General features: G+C 58.4%; 17 protein-coding genes, 1 tRNA gene and 2 rRNA genes. 15 read left to right on the top strand and 5 right to left on the bottom strand.

The genetic code is table 11. The features are described 5' to 3' along the window. Positions 1 to 541: 541 nt before the first annotated feature. The 3 genes from PU133_RS03780 to PU133_RS03790 all read left to right on the top strand — a co-directional run bounded on the left by PU133_RS03780 (position 542) and on the right by PU133_RS03790 (position 3997). A 23S ribosomal RNA gene (locus tag PU133_RS03780) occupies positions 542 to 3342 on the top strand. 244 nt (positions 3343 to 3586) lie between these two features. Beyond that, positions 3587 to 3701, top strand: a 5S ribosomal RNA gene (gene rrf / locus PU133_RS03785). A 219-nt stretch (positions 3702 to 3920) separates the two neighbouring features. Then, positions 3921 to 3997 (top strand) — tRNA-Met (locus PU133_RS03790). On the opposite strand, the gene PU133_RS03795 is transcribed toward PU133_RS03790, so the two are convergent. After that, on the bottom strand, positions 3983 to 4333 hold the full coding sequence (locus tag PU133_RS03795; RefSeq protein ID WP_404863552.1) for a hypothetical protein: 351 nt from the start codon (positions 4331 to 4333) through the stop codon (positions 3983 to 3985). The genes PU133_RS03790 and PU133_RS03795 overlap by 15 nt on opposite strands. Before the next feature lie 89 nt (positions 4334 to 4422). Here PU133_RS03795 and PU133_RS03800 point away from each other — a divergent pair, with 89 nt between their 5' ends. From PU133_RS03800 to PU133_RS03850, 11 genes are all read left to right on the top strand, one after another. Beyond that, positions 4423 to 4656: a hypothetical protein gene (locus PU133_RS03800; protein ID WP_404863553.1), complete on the top strand. Its 234-nt coding sequence runs from the start codon at positions 4423 to 4425 to the stop codon at positions 4654 to 4656. A 338-nt stretch (positions 4657 to 4994) separates the two neighbouring features. Continuing rightward, the gene (locus PU133_RS03805) at positions 4995 to 6233 is read left to right on the top strand and encodes a transporter substrate-binding domain-containing protein (RefSeq protein ID WP_404863554.1); all 1239 of its coding nucleotides are present in this window, start codon (positions 4995 to 4997) and stop codon (positions 6231 to 6233) included. Between the two features lie 118 nt (positions 6234 to 6351). Beyond that, positions 6352 to 7221, top strand: coding sequence for an urea ABC transporter permease subunit UrtB (gene urtB / locus PU133_RS03810; RefSeq protein ID WP_404863555.1), 870 nt, complete (start codon positions 6352 to 6354; stop codon positions 7219 to 7221). Between the two features lie 12 nt (positions 7222 to 7233). After that, positions 7234 to 8352, top strand: a complete 1119-nt coding sequence (gene urtC / locus PU133_RS03815; RefSeq protein ID WP_404863556.1) for an urea ABC transporter permease subunit UrtC — start codon at positions 7234 to 7236, stop codon at positions 8350 to 8352. A gap of 1 nt (position 8353) precedes the next feature. Then, positions 8354 to 9085, top strand: coding sequence for an urea ABC transporter ATP-binding protein UrtD (gene urtD / locus PU133_RS03820; RefSeq protein ID WP_404863557.1), 732 nt, complete (start codon positions 8354 to 8356; stop codon positions 9083 to 9085). Between the two features lie 11 nt (positions 9086 to 9096). Beyond that, on the top strand, positions 9097 to 9792 hold the full coding sequence (gene urtE, locus PU133_RS03825; RefSeq protein ID WP_404863558.1) for an urea ABC transporter ATP-binding subunit UrtE: 696 nt from the start codon (positions 9097 to 9099) through the stop codon (positions 9790 to 9792). 80 nt (positions 9793 to 9872) lie between these two features. Continuing rightward, positions 9873 to 10919 (top strand): aliphatic amidase, encoded by a 1047-nt coding sequence (locus PU133_RS03830; protein WP_126007857.1) that lies wholly within the window; start codon positions 9873 to 9875, stop codon positions 10917 to 10919. Between the two features lie 82 nt (positions 10920 to 11001). Then, on the top strand, positions 11002 to 12117 hold the full coding sequence (locus PU133_RS03835) for an AAA family ATPase (RefSeq protein WP_404863559.1): 1116 nt from the start codon (positions 11002 to 11004) through the stop codon (positions 12115 to 12117). 6 nt (positions 12118 to 12123) lie between these two features. After that, positions 12124 to 13296: a transporter substrate-binding domain-containing protein gene (locus PU133_RS03840; protein ID WP_126007861.1), complete on the top strand. Its 1173-nt coding sequence runs from the start codon at positions 12124 to 12126 to the stop codon at positions 13294 to 13296. A 28-nt stretch (positions 13297 to 13324) separates the two neighbouring features. Continuing rightward, complete coding sequence (locus PU133_RS03845; protein ID WP_404863560.1) at positions 13325 to 13930, top strand: ANTAR domain-containing response regulator; 606 nt, start codon at positions 13325 to 13327, stop codon at positions 13928 to 13930. A 324-nt stretch (positions 13931 to 14254) separates the two neighbouring features. Next, complete coding sequence (locus tag PU133_RS03850; protein ID WP_404863561.1) at positions 14255 to 15034, top strand: DUF5818 domain-containing protein; 780 nt, start codon at positions 14255 to 14257, stop codon at positions 15032 to 15034. Between the two features lie 66 nt (positions 15035 to 15100). On the opposite strand, the gene pqqE is transcribed toward PU133_RS03850, so the two are convergent. From pqqE to pqqB, 4 genes are read right to left on the bottom strand one after another with little or no spacing between them, the layout of a single operon-like run. Beyond that, positions 15101 to 16240 (bottom strand): pyrroloquinoline quinone biosynthesis protein PqqE, encoded by a 1140-nt coding sequence (pqqE, locus tag PU133_RS03855; protein ID WP_404863562.1) that lies wholly within the window; start codon positions 16238 to 16240, stop codon positions 15101 to 15103. Further along, positions 16237 to 16539, bottom strand: coding sequence for a pyrroloquinoline quinone biosynthesis peptide chaperone PqqD (gene pqqD, locus PU133_RS03860; RefSeq protein ID WP_404863563.1), 303 nt, complete (start codon positions 16537 to 16539; stop codon positions 16237 to 16239). Before pqqD ends, pqqE begins: the two co-directional genes overlap by 4 nt. Next, positions 16536 to 17303 carry a pyrroloquinoline-quinone synthase PqqC gene (gene pqqC, locus PU133_RS03865; protein ID WP_404863564.1) on the bottom strand — a complete coding sequence of 256 codons (768 nt, stop codon included), beginning with the start codon at positions 17301 to 17303 and terminating at the stop codon, positions 16536 to 16538. Before pqqC ends, pqqD begins: the two co-directional genes overlap by 4 nt. Then, positions 17300 to 18214: a pyrroloquinoline quinone biosynthesis protein PqqB gene (gene pqqB / locus PU133_RS03870; protein WP_404863565.1), complete on the bottom strand. Its 915-nt coding sequence runs from the start codon at positions 18212 to 18214 to the stop codon at positions 17300 to 17302. The genes pqqC and pqqB overlap by 4 nt, the downstream gene beginning before the upstream one ends. 257 nt (positions 18215 to 18471) lie before the next feature. On the opposite strand from pqqB, the gene pqqA reads away from it, so the two are divergent. Further along, the gene (gene pqqA / locus PU133_RS03875) at positions 18472 to 18567 is read left to right on the top strand and encodes a pyrroloquinoline quinone precursor peptide PqqA (RefSeq protein WP_126007877.1); all 96 of its coding nucleotides are present in this window, start codon (positions 18472 to 18474) and stop codon (positions 18565 to 18567) included. Positions 18568 to 18652: the final 85 nt, after the last annotated feature.

Raw genomic sequence — 18652 nt, forward strand, 5'->3', positions numbered from 1 at the left:
CCGGCCGTCGGCAATCGTTTGCCGCGCCCGTGCAGGGCCTTCGGCGCGTGAGTGAAATCATGTCATTCCGTGAAAGTTACAAGTTTGCACTGCCTGGCCGTCTGGCTGGCGCATGTGCCTGTTATGCAAAAATCGTGAAGAGAAGATCGTGTCTGGATGTCTCCATCCTGATCGTTCGAGCCGTGAGGCTTCGGGTGATCGTTTAAGGGTTGGGGCCATGCAGTTACTAGCGGTCGGTTGAGGGTTCGGGCTTGAGGTCCGATGCTTTGACCGTCCGACGTTGACGTTGCCTGACCGCGCGTCATCGGACACGATCTCAGAGAAGCTGGTCTTAATGGCCTGGCTGCGGAGACTACCGGCGTAGGCTCCACAATGCAGACAGGCCGAAAACACGTCGATGAGACGGCGCCTTCTAGAACCAGCCTGCAGTTATCGTTAGCTGCGGGTCGCTAGGCGTCTTCGTCATGATGGACCGGGTTGTAAAAGGTAATCTGGTTTGCCGGCCTTTGGCCGGCTAATGATGATCATTGGCAATGAGAACGATCAAGTGTCGTAAGGGCATTTGGTGGATGCCTTGGCATGCACAGGCGATGAAGGACGTGATACGCTGCGATAAGCCATGGGGAGCTGCGAATAAGCTTTGATCCGTGGATTTCCGAATGGGGAAACCCACCTTAGATCTCTAGAAAATTTAAGAGGTTCTCTTTGAACCTCTTATCTTTCTAGAGATCGTTAAAAGGTATCTTATTCTGAATACATAGGGATAAGAAGCGAACGCGGGGAACTGAAACATCTAAGTACCCGTAGGAAAGGACATCAACCGAGACTCCGTCAGTAGCGGCGAGCGAACGCGGACCAGGCCAGTGGCTTTGGAAGATAAAGCGGAACGATCTGGAAAGGTCGGCCATAGAGGGTGACGGCCCCGTACGCGTAAATGCTTTCAAAGTCCTTGAGTAGGGCGGGACACGTGAAATCCTGTCTGAACATGGGGAGACCACTCTCCAAGCCTAAGTACTCGTGCATGACCGATAGCGAACCAGTACCGTGAGGGAAAGGTGAAAAGCACCCCGACAAGGGGAGTGAAATAGAACCTGAAACCGGATGCCTACAAACAGTGGGAGCCTGAAAGGGTGACCGCGTACCTTTTGTATAATGGGTCAGCGACTTAGTGTACCGAGCAAGCTTAAGCCGATAGGTGTAGGCGCAGCGAAAGCGAGTCTGAATAGGGCGATTTAGTTCGATGCATTAGACCCGAAACCGAGTGATCTATCCATGAGCAGGTTGAAGGTTGGGTAACACCAACTGGAGGACCGAACCCGCATCTGTTGCAATAGATTGGGATGACTTGTGGATAGGGGTGAAAGGCCAATCAAACTCGGAGATAGCTGGTTCTCCGCGAAATCTATTTAGGTAGAGCGTCGATTGAATACCCTCGGGGGTAGAGCACTGGATGGGCTATGGGGACTCACCGTCTTACTGATCCTAACCAAACTCCGAATACCGAGGCGTACTGGTCGGCAGACACACGGCGGGTGCTAACGTCCGTCGTGAAGAGGGCAACAACCCTGACCTCCAGCTAAGGTCCCCAAGTTACGGCTAAGTGGGAAAGGATGTGAGACTCCCAAAACAACCAGGATGTTGGCTTAGAAGCAGCCATCATTTAAAGAAAGCGTAACAGCTCACTGGTCTAAATAAGGGGTCTTGCGCCGAAAATGTACCGGGGCTCAAGCCGTACACCGAAGCTGAGGATGTGTGCTTGCACACGTGGTAGCGGAGCGTTCCGTAAGCTGATGAAGGAAGACCCGTGAGGGCTTCTGGAGGTATCGGAAGTGAGAATGCTGACATGAGTAACGATAAAGAGGGTGAGAGACCCTCTCGCCGAAAGACCAAGGGTTCCTGCTTAAAGTTAATCTGAGCAGGGTTAGCCGGCCCCTAAGGCGAGGCAGAAATGCGTAGTCGATGGGAACCACGTTAATATTCGTGGGCCTGATGGTAGTGACGGATTGCGACTGTTGTTCATCCTTATTGGATTGGATGGGCTGCTTAGCGGTTCCAGGAAATAGCTCCATCATTATAGACCGTACCCGAAACCGACACAGGTGGTCAGGTAGAGTATACCAAGGCGCTTGAGAGAACTGCGTTGAAGGAACTCGGCAAATTGCACGCGTAACTTCGGAAGAAGCGTGACCCTTTTGTACGCAAGTATGATGGGGTGGCACAGACCAGGGGGTAGCGACTGTTTATCAAAAACACAGGGCTCTGCGAAGTCGCAAGACGACGTATAGGGTCTGACGCCTGCCCGGTGCTGGAAGGTTAAGAGGAGGGGTGCAAGCTCTGAATCGAAGCCCCAGTAAACGGCGGCCGTAACTATAACGGTCCTAAGGTAGCGAAATTCCTTGTCGGGTAAGTTCCGACCTGCACGAATGGCGTAACGACTTCCCCGCTGTCTCCAACGCAGACTCAGTGAAATTGAATTCCCCGTGAAGATGCGGGGTTCCTGCGGTCAGACGGAAAGACCCCGTGCACCTTTACTATAGCTTTACACTGGCATTCGTGTCGGCATGTGTAGGATAGGTGGTAGGCTTTGAAGCGTGGGCGCCAGCTCGCGTGGAGCCATCCTTGAAATACCACCCTTATCGTCATGGATGTCTAACCGCGGCCCGTCATCCGGGTCCGGGACAGTGTATGGTGGGTAGTTTGACTGGGGCGGTCGCCTCCTAAAGAGTAACGGAGGCGCGCGATGGTGGGCTCAGAACGGTCGGAAATCGTTCGTCGAGTGCAATGGCATAAGCCCGCCTGACTGCGAGACTGACAAGTCGAGCAGAGACGAAAGTCGGTCATAGTGATCCGGTGGTCCCGCGTGGAAGGGCCATCGCTCAACGGATAAAAGGTACGCCGGGGATAACAGGCTGATGACCCCCAAGAGTCCATATCGACGGGGTTGTTTGGCACCTCGATGTCGGCTCATCGCATCCTGGGGCTGGAGCAGGTCCCAAGGGTTTGGCTGTTCGCCAATTAAAGCGGTACGTGAGCTGGGTTCAGAACGTCGTGAGACAGTTCGGTCCCTATCTGCCGTGGGTGTAGGAATATTGAGAGGATCTGTCCCTAGTACGAGAGGACCGGGATGGACGTATCTCTGGTGGACCTGTTGTCGCGCCAGCGGCATAGCAGGGTAGCTATATACGGAAGGGATAACCGCTGAAGGCATCTAAGCGGGAAACCCACCTCGAAACGAGTGTTCCCTATCAGAGCCGTGGAAGACGACCACGTTGATAGGAGGCGTGTGGACGCGCAGCAATGCGTGAAGCTTAGCCTTACTAATAGCTCGATTGGCTTGATCGTTCTCATTGATCAATGATCATCATGTGCAGCAAAACTGCACATGAAATTGTTCTGTCCTCACGCTGTCGCGTTCTTCGAACGCTACGCTCCGGACAGGGCGCGCCACAAGGCGCGACGGCCGTTTGGCCTTGCGGAAGCTCGACGCTTCCGTCTGGTGCCACACGGTTGCTCAAAGACGTGTTTGAAATTTAAGAAGAGCCTTGGCTCACCAGCTTCTCTGAACAACGCTTTTGCGCTTTGCCGACCTGGTGGTTTTGGCGGGGTGGCTGCACCCGGTCCCATTCCGAACCCGGCCGTGAAACGCCCCAGCGCCGATGGTACTTCGTCTTAAGACGCGGGAGAGTAGGTCGCCGCCAGGTCTGCAAATCGCAAAAGCTTCTTCTCAATCACCAATATCGGCAAAAGCCGAGAACAAAGGCCGCAACACGCGGCCTTTTTTGCTTCTACCGCACCCAAAACACCGCGGCAAAAAGCAAACCAATCAAACGGGCAAGAGCAGCCCACGCCATCCCAAAGGCAACCAACATTGCCAAGGGGCCAGCCAAAAAACCGGCCATGACCGGAAAGCTCAAAAATAACGCGGGGTGGAGCAGCCCGGTAGCTCGTCAGGCTCATAACCTGAAGGTCGTAGGTTCAAATCCTACCCCCGCAACCAAATCAAACAAACCAGATCGATAAAGCCCCAGCCCCACCGCTGGGGCTTTTTTGCATTCCAACAGCCCCAACGCCAGTATCGCACCAAGCTCGCCGACCAACTCGATCGCAGCCGGCCATTATCCAGGATCTTGCGGATTGCAGACAAGAGCGCGCGCAGGCGTTCCGCGGCTTCGACCTTCAGGGCGTCGTCATTTAAGGAAGCTCTCAGATCGGCGATCTTGCGCCGGTAGGGCTCTGCCGAGCCAGGATGAAGGCGCGGCGGCTCAGGCACTTGCGGCTGTGCCTGCTTCAACCGGCGCTCGCGTTCTTCCAGTGACCGCAGCTCTTCTCCCATAGATTCTCAGAACAGGCCGTTCTTCCCGGCGAACGCTATTGGCGATCTGGCGGTCGGAATTCTGAAGCTCGGCGTCCTGTCGCTGGCGGATGGCATTCTCCGCGCTTCCACTCGCGCTGATGCTCGCCAACGAATTCCGCGACCAGATCGGGATTAAGAAGGCTGTCGCGCAGGCCATCGAGGACTGCGTGCTGGAGGCGGTCGCGGCGCATGGTCTGGCGGGTGTCGCAGGTGCCACGGTTGCGAACATTGGCGCAGCCATACTGGTGTGTGTTGACGAGGATGAAGCCGCCGCCACAGACAACACACTAGAGGATTACTGAAGAAGGGCGGCCCTGTGCCCATTAATGGGCGCTTTGGTCCCTATCCCCCGCTTGCGCCCGCCACAGCCAGAACGATCTTCAGTTAGGATTAGGCGCGAGAACGACGTCGCTGGGATGCAGTTCTCGAAGAAAGTTCTTGTCATCCGTCGAACGTTATGGTTCGATGATGTAAGTGCTTGACACTCAAAAATGAGCGTTCGGGCAATAACGGGCAACAAAGCCCCTCAGAGCGACGTCAACAGAGACGTCTTCTGAGGGGCTTTTTTTGTTCTGAATTGACCCGACGCCGGAACAGCAAGATCGCGAAATGACAACTGTAAACCGCGGAGGGTTACGGAATGAAACGGCGTGCGTTTGTTAAGAACCTTACTATTACCGGTGGGCTGGGACTAGTTGCTCTATCAGCGCCCTCTATCCTCAAAGGTCCGAGAAGGGCACATGCGGCCGAAGATATACCGGTTGGTCTTCTCTTTTCACTGACCGGCGCGGTCGCTGTAGTCGAAAAAACGCTGCACGATGCTGCACTTCTTGCGATTGAAGAAATCAACGCTGCCGGCGGCGTTCACGGTAAACAGCTTCGCCCGACTATTGAAGACCCAGCTTCAGATCCCGCTACCTATGCGGATCGCGCACGTCGTCTTGTCATCCGCGACGAATGCGTCAGCGTCTTCGGTTCCTACACATCGGCCAGTCGCCAGGCGGTTCTGCCAGTCGTTGAGCAGCGCAACAATCTCTATTGGTATCCGACGCTCTACGAAGGCCGCGAGTGCTCGCGCAACGTCATGTATGGCGGCGCAGTCCCGAACCAGCAGCAGCAGAATTTCGTGCCCTGGCTGGCTGAAAAGTTTGGTGGCCGCTTCTATCTGATCGGCAACAACTACGTCTATCCGCGCGAAGAGAACAACGTCTGCAAGATCATCCTGCAGGAAATCGGTGGCGAGGCAGTGCACGAAGAGTATGTGCCGATGGGCCACTCGGACTTCTCGTCCGTCATCAACCGCATTCGTTCCGAACAACCGGACGTCATCTTCTGCACGCTTGTCGGCGACTCCGACGTCGCGTTCCAGCGGCAATTTCATGCGGCCGGCTTCGATCCTGCAGAGCTGCCGGTTGCAAGCCTGACGCGCTCTGAAGTCGAGGTGAAGGCCATGGGCGGGGAGGCCGCCGCCGGCCACTTCTCGTCAGCGCCTTATTTCATGGGCCATTCGTCGCCTGAAAATGAAAAGTTCGTGGAAGCCTATCTGTCGAAATACGGCGCCGACCAAGTCACCCATTTCGTCAGCGAAGCCGCCTATTTCCAGGTTTACCAGTTCAAGGCGGCGGTCGAAAAACTCGATCCCGAAAACATCACTCCAGCTGCCATCCGTGATGCGGCCGTCGGACTGACGACCATGGCGCCGCAAGGCGAAGTGGTGATCGATGCAAACCTCCATACGCACCTGTGGCCCAAGATCGCTCAATGGAAGTCGGACGGACAGGCAGAGGTGCTTGTCCAGTCGGAAGAGCGGATCGCTCCAGAACCATACTGGGCCTATGACGGCGAAACCTGCACCGGCGATGGCCTGGTGAGGAGCTAACGCGCGCCTGTTCCGGCGGGGCGAACCTTCAGCATACGTCCCTCCGGAGCATGTCGACCACGTGGCGTATTGATCGACCCTCATCGCCGATCATGCGTGCAACGCTAAGGCAGCCAACATGGACGTATTCTTCAATCAGGCTTTCGCCGGCCTGAGCATGGCTTCTATTCTTCTGATGGTGGCCGTTGGTCTCGCCATCATCTACGGATCGATGGGCGTGATCAACCTGGCGCATGGCGAGTTCGTCATGCTGGGGGCCTATGCAGCATGGGCAATCCAGGTCTTCTTCGGCCTGAATATCCTGGTGTCGATCCCCTTCGTGTTCCTAGGCGTCGGCTTGGTTGGCTGGCTGATCGAGAGGGGCATAGTCAAACGGCTCTACCGCCGACCACTCGATACGATTCTCGCGACATGGGGTGTCGGGATCGTCCTGCAGCAGCTCATCAGGCTGGGTGTCGGCCCGGACTCGCTGTTCGTGCAACGGCCAGCCCTGCTGGATGGCAACCTCGTCATCGGCAATGTGGTGATGTCGAATTATCGCATCTTCGTCATCGTCTTTGCGACAGCGATCCTCATTGCAACATGGCTTTTGCTGACGCGCACCGAGTTTGGGATGAAGCTGCGTGCCGTCATCCAAAACCGCGAAATCTCGGAGTGCTACGGCATCAGAGCCGAGCGGGTCTATTCGCTGACCTTTGCCTATGGTGCCGGGCTTGCCGGCATTGCAGGGGCGCTCATCACGCCGCTCGTCAGCGTCACCCCGACGATGGGCACGTATCTGGTGGTGGATGCGTTTCTGGTCGTGATCATCGGCGGCGTCGGTAGCCTCATCGGCACGGCCGTAGCGTCGGGAATCGTCGGTGAATCGACCGCGCTCTTTTCGATGCTGATGAACGACACAATGGGCCGCATAGCGGTGCTGGTCGGCATCATCCTCCTGATCCGCTTCCGGCCGCAGGGCCTTTTCCCCGAAACAATCAGGCGTTGAGGCGAAGACGACATGATCCCGAGTTTTCGATACGACATCCTCGTTTACGCGGCATTCGGTGCGGTCATTCTGATCGGCATCCCGGCGATGCTGAATTTCGATGGATACGAGCTGAACACGTTCGCCCGCTACCTAACATTGGGCATGGTGGCCATGGCTCTCGCTCTTTCCTGGGGCACGGCCGGCATCCTCAATCTCGGCCAGGCGGCGACATTCGGGCTTGGGGCGTACATCATGGCGATGCACCTCAAGCTGAAGGCCAGCGAAAGCCTTCCGGGTGGCATGCCGGACTTCATGAGCTGGACGAATGTCGAGAGCCTGCCGTGGTTCTGGGCTCCGTTCCATTCGCTGCCCTTTACCTTGGTCGCCGGCCTGCTGATACCGGCGGCACTCGCCGGGCTGATGGCGGCCTTCATGTTCCGAGGTCGCATCACCGGCGTGTTCGTCGCGATCATCACGCTTGCATTTCTGGTTGCCATCCAACTCGTGTTCATCGAGGAGCAGGGCTACACGGGCGGGCAGAATGGGCTCACCGGACTTGCCCAGCTTGAAGTGCTGGGATGGGTCGCCGACCCCTATAGTCTCTCCTTCTATTATATGATCGCCGGCTGCCTCATCACCGCAATGCTGCTGGGGTTAATGCTGGTCAAGAGCAAGGCCGGTTTGATCCTGCGCGCCATTCGCGAAGATGCGCAGCGCGTTCGCTTCTTTGGCTACGACGTCGCCCGTTACGAGACCCTTGTGTTCTGCCTCTCCGCCGCGATCGCGGGCTGGGCGGGCATGCTCTATGTGCTCGTTTTGGAGTTTGCCTCGCCCACCTATATGAGCGTGTCGTTCAGTCTCGCCATCGTCATCTGGTGCGCGGTGGGCGGTCGGGAATCCGTGCTCGCCGCGGCGATAGGCGGCATCCTCGTGAACATGCTCGAAGGTCGTCTGTCCGACGTCTTCGTCGAGGGATGGTTCCTGATGCTCGGTATCCTCTTCATCGTGGTTGTACTGGTGATGCCGCGTGGGCTGCACGGGCTTGTGACGAGCGGCGCTAAGCTGCTGAAGCGGCGTTCCGCTCAGCCAGTGTCCGCGGCCAACAAGTCCATCGTCACCAATCCTGTGTCTCAGAGCGGGGGGCACTGACATGGCAAGTCAGCTGGAAATCACGGGACTGCAAGTCGATTTCGGTGGGTTCAAAGCCGTCAACAATCTGAGCTTTTCAGTCGCACGTGGCGAGCTCCTTTGCCTGCTCGGACCAAACGGCGCTGGCAAATCCACGACGCTCGATCTGATCTGCGGCAAGACGATGCCGACCGGTGGTCGTATCGCCTTCGAAGGCGAAGACATAACGTTCCTGCCGGAATACAAGCGCGCCCGCTGCGGCGTCGGGCGGAAGTTCCAGGTGCCGTCCGTCTTCAAGGAGCTGACGGTCGGCGAGAACATGGAAGTTGCCCGTTCGCAGCGCTCCGGCCTGATGGCGACGCTCCGCATTTTCGGCTCTGACATGAACGGCCCCATCAAGGCCATTCTTCAGCGTGTCGGCCTATTCGAATTGCGCAAGGAGAAGGCGGCCAACCTTTCGCACGGCCAGACCCAGTGGCTCGAAATCGCGATGCTGCTCGCTCAAAACAGTAAGCTGTTGCTGATGGACGAGCCGACGGCCGGCATGACGATCCAAGAGACGCAGAAGACTGCCGAGATCTTCAACGCGCTCAAGGGTGAGCACACCATCATCGTCGTCGAGCATGACATGCAGTTCGTCCGCAAGGTGGCCGAGCGCGTGACGGTGTTGAACCAGGGCAGCGTGCTCGCCGAAGGATCCATCGCGGAGATCGAAACCAACGCCGCGGTCAAGACCGCATATCTCGGACATTGAGGAAAGCCGCCATGCTCGCAGCGCAGAACCTGTTTTCCTACTATGGAAAAAGCCCGATCCTTCAGGACCTGAATTTCGAACTCGCCTCCGGCAAGCTGTTCACGATCCTTGGACGGAATGGCGTCGGAAAGACCACGCTTCTTCGAACGCTGATGGGACTGACCGATCGCACCGAAGGCAGTCTGACCTTCAATGGCGCCGACATCGGCAGCACGCGAACGAATGACCGTGCTCTTCTCGGTATTGGTTACATTCCGCAGGGGCGTGAAGTCATCCCGCGCTTCACCGTGCGCGAAAACATCGTCATGGGCACGTTCGCCCGGCGAGACGGCAAGCGCACAATCCCGGACTACATCTTCGAGCTTTTCCCGATACTGCGGGAATTCATCGACCGGCGCGGCGGCGATCTTTCGGGAGGCCAGCAGCAGCAACTGGCCATCGCACGAGCGCTCGCCATGGAACCCAAGATGCTGATCCTGGATGAGCCGACGGAAGGCATTCAGCCCAACATCGTCCAGCAGATCGAGGATGTGATCCTCCGGCTGAACCGGGAATTGGGCCTGACGATCGTGATCGTGGAGCAGAACATCCCGTTCGCGAGACGCGCATCCGACCAGTTCATCCTCATGGACAAGGGGCGCATCGCGCTTGCCGGGCAAGCGAGTGACCTTACCGACGAGGTGGCCGACCAATACCTGACGTTCTGATTGAACGGATCAGGCGGATTTCAACTGCCCGGCTCATGCGACGAAACGGGCCAAACTGAGAGAAAGCGAGAGGAGCAGACATGCGACACGGAGATATTTCGAGCAGCAAGGACACCGTTGGCGTTGCCGTGGTGAACTACAAGATGCCGCGCCTTCACAGCAAGGCCGAGGTTCTGGAGAACGCTCAGAAGATTGCCGACATGATCGTCGGTATGAAGCAGGGGCTGCCGGGCATGGATCTCGTGATTTTCCCGGAATATTCCACCATGGGCATCATGTACGATGGCGACGAGATGTTCGAAACCGCCGCCCAGATACCGGGCGACGAGACAGAGATTTTCGCGCGCGCCTGCCGCAAGGCCAACACGTGGGGCGTCTTCTCGATCACGGGTGAGCGTCACGAGCAACACCCCAAGAAGAACCCCTACAACACGCTGATCCTGATGAACAACAAGGGTGAGATCGTCCAGAAGTATCGGAAGATCATCCCCTGGTGCCCGATTGAAGGATGGTGCCCTGGCGGCGAGACCTACGTCAGCGAAGGTCCGAAGGGCATGAAAATCAGCCTGATCATCTGCGATGACGGCAACTATCCGGAAATCTGGCGTGACTGTGCCATGAAGGGCGCCGAACTCATCGTGCGTTGCCAGGGCTATATGTATCCGGCGAAGGACCAGCAGGTCCTCATGGCCAAGGCGATGGCCTGGGCCAACAACTCTTACGTAGCCGTAGCGAACGCGACGGGCTTCGACGGCGTCTACAGCTATTTTGGCCACTCTGCAATCATCGGCTTCGATGGCCGCTCGCTCGGCGAATGCGGGGAGGAGGAAATGGGCATTCAGTATGCGCAGCTCTCTATCCCGGAAATCCGCGATGCGCGCGCCAACGACCAGTCGCAGAACCATCTCTTCAAGCTCCTGCATCGCGGCTATACGGGCGTCCATGCATCCGGCGATGGAGACCTGGGTGTGGCCGACTGCCCCTTCGAGTTCTATCGCAACTGGGTGAACGACGCGGAGAAGACCCGGGAACAGGTGCAGAAGCTGACTCGCTCGACGGTGGGCGTTGCTCAATGTCCAGTCGGCAATCTGCCGACGGGTGCATCCGAGAAAGAAGCTGCGGAATAGTCCCTGGCGAGGGAAGGGCGGTGCATTGCGCGCCGGCCTTCCCTGCTCTTGAGCGGAGGAGCGATTGCCCTTTCTGAATGATATGCTGGATGACACCGACCGGCGCCGCAAGAATGACGAGGCGCTGGCTGCGGAGAATGCATTGGCTGAAGGTACGCGGCCAGCTAAACGAGCCCATAAGGGATTGATGACACGGTTCCAGTTTGATCTGGAATTGGTGGAGCGTCACCTGCGGGAAACGATCGTCGGCCAGGACGAGGCAATCGCACACGTTCTCGACAGCCTGAGGATCGTATGTGCCGATATCGGTGACCCGCGCCGCCCACTCACGACAACATTGTTTCTGGGACCGACCGGCGTCGGCAAGACGGAGCTGGTCCGCTCTGTCGCGCGCGCAATTCACGGCGATGCCGACGCCGTTTGTCGGATCGACATGAACACGCTTTCACAGGAACATTATGCGGCCGCGCTGACGGGTGCACCCCCGGGTTATGTGGGATCGAAGGAAGGCACGACGATCCTCGATCAGGAGAAGATCGAAGGCAGTCATGGCAGACCTGGGATCGTTCTCTTCGACGAGTTGGAGAAGGCATCGGACGAAGTCGTGCTGGCTTTGCTCAATGTATTCGACAACGGCATGCTCACGGTCGCTTCCGGTGAGCGTACCTACTCTTTCCGAAACGCTTTGGTCTTTATGACCAGCAACCTTGCAACGCGCGAAATTCAAGCACTCGATGGCAACTCGCTGGCCAGTTTTCGCGCTCGTCTGTCGGCGGTTTCAGGTGCGCGCAGTGAGCCTCGGTTGAAGCTCGCTCACAAGGCCTTGCTAAAGCGGTTTCCTCCCGAGTTCGTCAATCGGATCGACCACATCGAGGTATTCAATCCCATCACGCCGCAACACATGGACCAGCTGGTCGAGGTCGAGCTGTCCAAGCTTAATCGACGCATCGCCAAACATCAGTGTCGGGTCGTTCTTCACGACGATGCGCGCGCCTTTCTTGCTAAGGCCGGCTACGATCAGCGCTTCGGCGCTCGTGGACTGCGCAGGGCACTTCGAAAGCACGTTGAAGTTGCGTTGGCAAAATTTCTGCTCGATCGCTATGTGTCTTCGGCACCTGATCAGACCTTGACCCAGTTCCGCGCAAGACTGATCGAAAACCAGCGTATCGATTTCGAGATCGACAATCAGGCAGGATGATAGCAGATGGCCGAAGCCGGCACCGGGAAGCCTTGGAAAGTTGGAGTTCTCTTTTCCTACACGGGCGTAACGTCGGTCATCGAACAGTCGCAGAGAAATGGTGCTTTGCTGGCGATCAGTGAGATCAACGCAGCCGGAGGCGTCGATGGCCGGATGATCGAGCCCGTCGTCTACGATCCCAAATCGGTCGTGTCGGAATATGGCCGGCTTGCCGAGCGCCTGATCGTCGAAGACAAGGCCAACGTGATTTTTGGCTGCTACATGTCGTCTGCTCGCAAGGAAGTTCTCCCAGTTATCGAGCGGCGCAATGCCCTCTTCTTTTATCCGACGCTGTACGAGGGGTTCGAGTACTCACCGAACGTGATTTATGGCGGAGCAACGCCTAATCAGAACAGTGTGCCTCTCGCGAGATACCTGATGGAAAATTACGGAGATCGGTTCTTCTTCGTCGGGTCGGACTACATCTATCCGCGCGAGTCCAATCGCGTCATGCGCAACGTCGTTCGCCAGGGCGGTGGAGATGTCATCGGCGAACGGTACGTATCGCTCGATGCTTCAGAGGACGACTTTGCCGAGATCATTGCCGAGATCAAAGCTGCCGAACCTGACGTAATCTTCTCGACCGTCGTCGGGCAGGGGACGGTGAACTTCTATCGCGCCTTCCACCAGGCGGGCTGCGATTCCAGCCGGATCCCGATCGGAAGCCTTACGACGAACGAAGCGGAGATTGCGGAAATGGGTGTCGACGCGGCCGTCGGGCACATCACGGCTGCTCCCTATTTTCGCAATATCGAAAGCGAGGCCAACACGGCCTTTTTGACGCGATACAAAGAGATGTTCGGATCGATCACGCATGTGACCAGCTGCTGCGAGGCGACCTATTTCCAAGTTCACCTTTTTGCACGCGCGCTCGCCAAGACCCGATCGGTCGACACCGATGCGCTTCGCGAAGCGCTCTTGGGTTCCGTGTTCGACGCGCCTCAAGGGCAGGTGAAGATCGATCCCGACAATTCGCACACATATCTTCAGTCGCGGATCGGAAAAGTCGACGAACGCGGCGAATATGTCGTCGAACAGGAGGTGAAACGCTCGATCAAGCCGGATCCTTACCTGGTTAACCCCGGATTGGACGACTGGAGCTTGCGTTTGCATCGCCCAAAGCGCTCTTTACAGCGTTAGGTTTGTCTGAGGTGGGGGCGATTGGGCAATGACTGACCTCATCAACGAAGTGCGTGGCTTGAATGTCCTGGTCATTCATCCGCGAGACGGGGAGATAGAGGAGCTTCTCAAACAAATCAGCCGCATCGGATGCAATGTCGCCAACCTCTGGCAGATGCCGAACGAGGTGCCCGAGGGCACTGACGTCATCTTTCTGGAGATAACTGAGGCCGTTGCCGAGAAAACCGTCGCGCTTCTCGGCCGCGAAACGATCAATCGCCCCACGCTGATCGGTATCATCGGCTATGAGAACCCATCTGTGCTGCAAGGTCTTATTGATCTCAGCGTGCATACGGTGATTGCAAAGCCGCTGCGGCCCTTCGGTGTTATGAGCAACATCCTGATGGCGCGCCGTGTCTGGCATGTGAACAAGAGCTATGACGGCGAGATCCTCAAGCTCAAGGCGAAGATCGAGAACGTCCAGAAGATCGCGGACGCCAAGTTCATCCTGATGCGGCACCACGGCGTCAACGAGAAGGAAGCCTACAAGATCATTCGAAACCAAGCGATGTCAAAGCGAACCTCGACCATCGAGATCGCTCAGTCGATCATCAATGCCGATGGCATCCTGAACAGCTTGGTTGGTGAACGGTAGAAGCAGTCCATCAACCCATCGAGGTCATCCAGCTTCAATTTCTAAAGATACTCACATTTGTTCGAGAAAGGCGGCTGCGAGCCCCCGCCACCAAATCACAAAAACCAAATACTAATAGCATCACCGCTGCCGGGAATCGTCGCCCCCGCTGCAGCGGCGCTCGGCACGAACCTGGGCCAGCACCCGGCAAAGGCGGGTCAGTGGCTCTCGGATCATGGCCGAAGCTGACGCCGCAGGGTCATGAAGCGCCACGTTACAAAAAATTCACTTCGCGTTCAGGCTGACCTGTGTACGCGTTGTGACGGTCAATTCATGGGTGTCACGATGCGTCGTCTTTCAATTCTGATCGCAGCTTCTCTCTTCTGCTTTTCTCCCGTCAGCCAAGCGGTTTTGGCTCCTCCGGCTCTTGCACAGGGGCGCTTCATCGAGCGGGAGGTCGTGCGTTACAGCGTGCGGCCGGGAGACACGATGTCCTCGATCGCTCGCAGCGCCGGCATTCCGCTATCCGAGCTCCAGTTCCTGAACCGGGGCGTTGATCCTCGTTTCCTTCGGGTCGGGCAGACGATCTATTTGCCGGCGGATGCGCCTGTGGCGCAGCTTTCGCTGACGTTGGATCAGTCCAGAGGCCGGATCGATGACGATGTCGCGTTGCGTGGGTCGGGCTTCGAGCCCGGGAGCCGGGTCCAGATCATGGCCGGCGATAGCCCCTATCGTCTTCAGGTGATCGGAAATGCTCGTGCCGATCGACGCGGCGGCGTCAACATTGCCGTCGGCTTGCCGAATTGGGCCCGCCCCGGACAACAGATTTTTTTCGGTCTCCAGAGCCGAAACGGCCGGGCGCGCGCGGTGGCTGATGCCTATCAGGTGATCGGCCGCCCAAGCCGACCCGAGCGGCCGCTCTTTTCCGTTTCCGGCACGCTCACGCGGCAGGGTGTGGAATGCCCCACGATGCGCGGGGACGATGGTCGAACCTATTCGCTTGCCGGTGACATCCGCGGCTTCTACCCGGGCGATCGCGTCACGGTCGATGGTGTCATTGCGGAGATGTCCATCTGCCAGCAGGGCACCACGATCGACGTTCGGCGTGTGACGCCGTCACAGTGATCTGAGGCTGAGATCATCGATGAACGAGGTGGTGTTTCGGGCAGCTGTCGCAGACGTCGTTCCCGATCACTGCGGTTTCATCGTGCGGTAGACGAATGCACCGGGCGTAGCAGCGCCGTCGCTGGCGGCGGCTGCTTCCAGCATCGGGCGCAGGGGCGAGCGGATGCAGACCGGATCCGTTGCCGCCGGATCGCCGGTGAGCGCCATCGCCTGGCAGCGGCAGCCGCCGAAATCGATGTGTTTTCGTTCGCAGGACCGGCAAGGCTCCTGCATCCAAGCGTCGCCGCGAAATGCGTTGAAGGCGTCTCCGCGATACCAGATATCGGCCAAGGGTCGCTCGCGGACGTTATCGAAGCGCAGCGACGGGATTGTCGATGCGGCATGGCAGGGGAGCACCTTGCCGGAGGGTTCGACATTGAGGCCGATGCGGCCCCAGCCACCCATACAGGCCTTCGGGTATGTCGAGTGGTGATCGGCCGGGACGTAGTCGATGACGAGAACGCCCTTCAAACGCTCGCGCGCGGCGGCAACGGTCGCATTGGTGCGCACCACCTGCTCCTGCGTCGGCATCAGGGCTTCCCGGTTGCGTTCGGCCCAGCCGTGAAACTGCACCGTCGCAATTTCGATGCGTCGTGCGCCCAGACGAACGGCGAGATCGAGCATCTCGTCGAGCTGGTCCATGTTCTGCTTGTGGCAGACTGCGTTGACGGTGAGCGGAATACCAGCCAGCCGGACCCACGCGGCGACGGCCATCTTGCGCTCATACCCTCCCCGGTAGCCGCCGACATGATCGGCCATTGCCGCGTTGGCCCCCTGCAGCGAGAGCTGGACATGGTCGAGCCCCGCATCGGACAGTTGCTGCACCCGCCCTTCCGTGAGGCCGACGCCGGAGGTGATGAGATTGGTATAGAGGCCGAGATCGGCCGCCGCTTTGGTCAGGTCCACGAGATCGCGCCGCGAAGCGGGCTCGCCGCCTGAGAGATGCAGGTGCAGGATGCCGAGTGCGGCCGCTTCCGCGAACACCCGAATCCATTCCTCTGTCGTCAGTTCCTCGCGCAGGCCCGTCAATTGGAGCGGGTTGGAACAATAGGGGCAGGCCAGCGGACAGCGATGCGTCAGTTCGGCCAGAAGCGCCATGGGCGGCGGAATGCGGAGCGTTTCCAACGGCGCTGCGGCTGTCCGTTCCAGGGACTGAATGGCTGTCATGAGAGAATCTCCAGCATGCGTCGATCGGAGAGCTCCTGCACGAAGGCAATCACGTCTCCAGCGATCTGGTCGCGCGGTGCGCCGAACTCTGCCGCGAATGCATCGGTGATCGCATCGATCGATCGGACACCATCAAGGGCGTGGACGATTCTCACTGCGATCTCGTCCAGAGCCATGGCGCGTTCGGGCGCGAGCAGCACCTGCTGGCCGCGCACCGCATCGTCGCGCAGCCGCACGCCGCGCGCAAGCTTTGCGATCGTCGCCCCGTCGATCCGTGCGGCAGATGTCTCGCCGTTCATTGGGCGGCTCCTTGGTACTGAGCGCTTTCCCGTACGCCCGTTTCTCCATCCCATCCACCGGGTGGAATGCGTGCCGGCGTGACATAGGCGGAATGCAAGGCGTCAAGCTGCGACCAGAGCACGTCGGTCTTGAAGGTCAGGGCCGCAGCAGCTGCATCCTGTTTTTCCAGCGTATCGGCATGGTCGAGAACGTAAGCGAGGCCGAAAGCAACATCCTTGGGTGCTTCGTTCAAACGTGTTCGGAAGTACGAGAGCGCCGCATCGTCGGCGAAGGCATAGTGTTCGAGCAGACCGGCGATCCGCTGGCTGTGGATCTTCGGTGCAAACAGTTCTGTCAGCGATGCGGCGACGGCCTCCAGCATCGGCTTCTCCCGTACGAACGCCACATATGCGTCCACGGCAAAACGCGTGGCAGGCAAAACGCCTTCGGTTGAAGCCACATAGCCCGGATCGAGACCGACGGCTTCGGCAAGTCTCAGCCAGCGTCGAATGCCGCCGCCTTCGGCGACGCCGCCATCGTGATCTTCGATGCGGGAGCGCCAAGCGCGGCGCAGGTCGGGATCCGTGCAGCGCGAGAGAAAGGCAGCGTCCTTCATGGGGATGCGGCTTTGGTAATAGTAGCGGTTGATGACCCAGGCGCGCACCTGGGTCATCGTGCACTGGCCGCCATGGAGCAGGCCATGGAATGGATGCTTGTCGTGGTAACGAGTCTCGCCAATTGCCCGGAGACGCGCTTCGAAAGTTTCTCGCGGCTGCGCCGTCATGTCAGATGAACCTCCATCCCGTCATATCCGATTTCATAGCCCGCCTGTTCGGCTGCGCGTCGCTCGGGTCCCTGCTGCCACACCGGATTGGTATTGTTGATATGCACATAGATGGTGCGCCCGATGGCCAGACCCTTCAAGGCATCGATGCTGCCTCCTTCGCCGGACATCGGCATATGCCCCATACGGCGGCCCGTTTTGAGACCGGTGCCGGCGCGGGCCATCTCGTCGTCGTTAAAGACCGTGCCGTCGAAGAAGAGGAGATCGGCGCCTCCGATGCGATCGGTCAGCCGGTCGGTCAGGCGGCCGCAGCCGGGAATGTAGTAGATCCGCTTGCCTGAGCCCGTCAGCTCGACCCCGACCGTCTGCTCACCTTCCAGAGCCGTTTCCGGGTTCTCGCCTTCCATGAAAAGCGGCAGCTTGCCCGGCACAGCGAAGAGGGTGGCTTCGATGCCGTTGACCAGCGTGAAAGGCTGATCCAAGGCGACCGTGATACGCTCGACGCAGTTCGAGTCGAGCACCTCGAACACGGGGTTCGCCGCCAGGATGTCTCCGATGGCCGGCGTGGTGAACAAGCGGAAGGGCTGTTTCTCCCGCAGGATCAACAGACCGGCGATATGATCGATATCGCCATTCGTCACGAGCACGCTGGCTATCGGCGTGTCCCTCAAGGCGCGCGGATGCAAGACCGGATTGGCTTCGATCTGCGACCTGATATCCGGAGAGGCGTTGAGAAGCGCCCAATCATGCCCGTTGGCAGTGACGGCGAGCGAGGACTGCGTCTGCGGGCGGAGCCCGCCATTCGGGTTGCGTGCCAGCCGGCAGTTCGCGCAGCCACAGTTCCACTGCGGCAGGCCGCCGCCAGCTGCCGCTCCCAAAACGAGTGCACGAATGGCGTTGTTGTCTTCCAAATCCTCCTCCGCGATGCAGCACAAGCCAGCATCATGCCTTGCGTAGCAACCAGGAGGGAAAAGGCAAACAGGTCCTTTAGTATCCAGCGTCGCAAAGCGAGATTATATTGCGTTGCAGCATTAGCGTTGCTGCAATGATCTGATCAAGTACGAAGGTACTATGGCCGGCGAGGCAGGCACCATTGCAATGTACTTGCCGTAGTGTTGGAATGGCTTCTGCCAACGTGGCAGTCCACGTTCACTGAATTGGAGGAAACATGACCTGGCGTGCACCGAAATTCATCGAAGTCAGCTGCGGAATGGAAATCAACCGCTATGCACCGGCGGACGGTGACGAACCCGTCCTGTTCTAGGAAACTGATCCGCCCCGGGGCGCTTGCAGAAACAAGTTCTCCGGCAAAATGATAGAGCGCAGGCTGCATGGCCTGCGCTCTTTTT

It is taken from the genome of Georhizobium sp. MAB10 (assembly GCF_045012825.1).
GTDB classification, from domain to species: domain Bacteria; phylum Pseudomonadota; class Alphaproteobacteria; order Rhizobiales; family Rhizobiaceae; genus Georhizobium; species Georhizobium profundi.

Coding starts and splice junctions, on each gene's coding strand:
- urtE (WP_404863558.1), top strand. CDS start 9,097: ATGCTCGCAGCGCAGAACCTGTTTTCCTACTATGGAAAAAGCCCGATC.
- PU133_RS03805 (WP_404863554.1), top strand. CDS start 4,995: ATGAAACGGCGTGCGTTTGTTAAGAACCTTACTATTACCGGTGGGCTG.
- PU133_RS03830 (WP_126007857.1), top strand. CDS start 9,873: ATGCGACACGGAGATATTTCGAGCAGCAAGGACACCGTTGGCGTTGCC.
- pqqD (WP_404863563.1), bottom strand. CDS start 16,539: ATGAACGGCGAGACATCTGCCGCACGGATCGACGGGGCGACGATCGCA.
- PU133_RS03845 (WP_404863560.1), top strand. CDS start 13,325: ATGACTGACCTCATCAACGAAGTGCGTGGCTTGAATGTCCTGGTCATT.
- PU133_RS03840 (WP_126007861.1), top strand. CDS start 12,124: ATGGCCGAAGCCGGCACCGGGAAGCCTTGGAAAGTTGGAGTTCTCTTT.
- urtB (WP_404863555.1), top strand. CDS start 6,352: ATGGACGTATTCTTCAATCAGGCTTTCGCCGGCCTGAGCATGGCTTCT.
- PU133_RS03795 (WP_404863552.1), bottom strand. CDS start 4,333: ATGGGAGAAGAGCTGCGGTCACTGGAAGAACGCGAGCGCCGGTTGAAG.
- PU133_RS03835 (WP_404863559.1), top strand. CDS start 11,002: ATGCTGGATGACACCGACCGGCGCCGCAAGAATGACGAGGCGCTGGCT.
- PU133_RS03800 (WP_404863553.1), top strand. CDS start 4,423: ATGGCATTCTCCGCGCTTCCACTCGCGCTGATGCTCGCCAACGAATTC.
- urtC (WP_404863556.1), top strand. CDS start 7,234: ATGATCCCGAGTTTTCGATACGACATCCTCGTTTACGCGGCATTCGGT.
- pqqA (WP_126007877.1), top strand. CDS start 18,472: ATGACCTGGCGTGCACCGAAATTCATCGAAGTCAGCTGCGGAATGGAA.
- pqqE (WP_404863562.1), bottom strand. CDS start 16,240: ATGACAGCCATTCAGTCCCTGGAACGGACAGCCGCAGCGCCGTTGGAA.
- PU133_RS03850 (WP_404863561.1), top strand. CDS start 14,255: ATGCGTCGTCTTTCAATTCTGATCGCAGCTTCTCTCTTCTGCTTTTCT.
- pqqC (WP_404863564.1), bottom strand. CDS start 17,303: ATGACGGCGCAGCCGCGAGAAACTTTCGAAGCGCGTCTCCGGGCAATT.
- urtD (WP_404863557.1), top strand. CDS start 8,354: ATGGCAAGTCAGCTGGAAATCACGGGACTGCAAGTCGATTTCGGTGGG.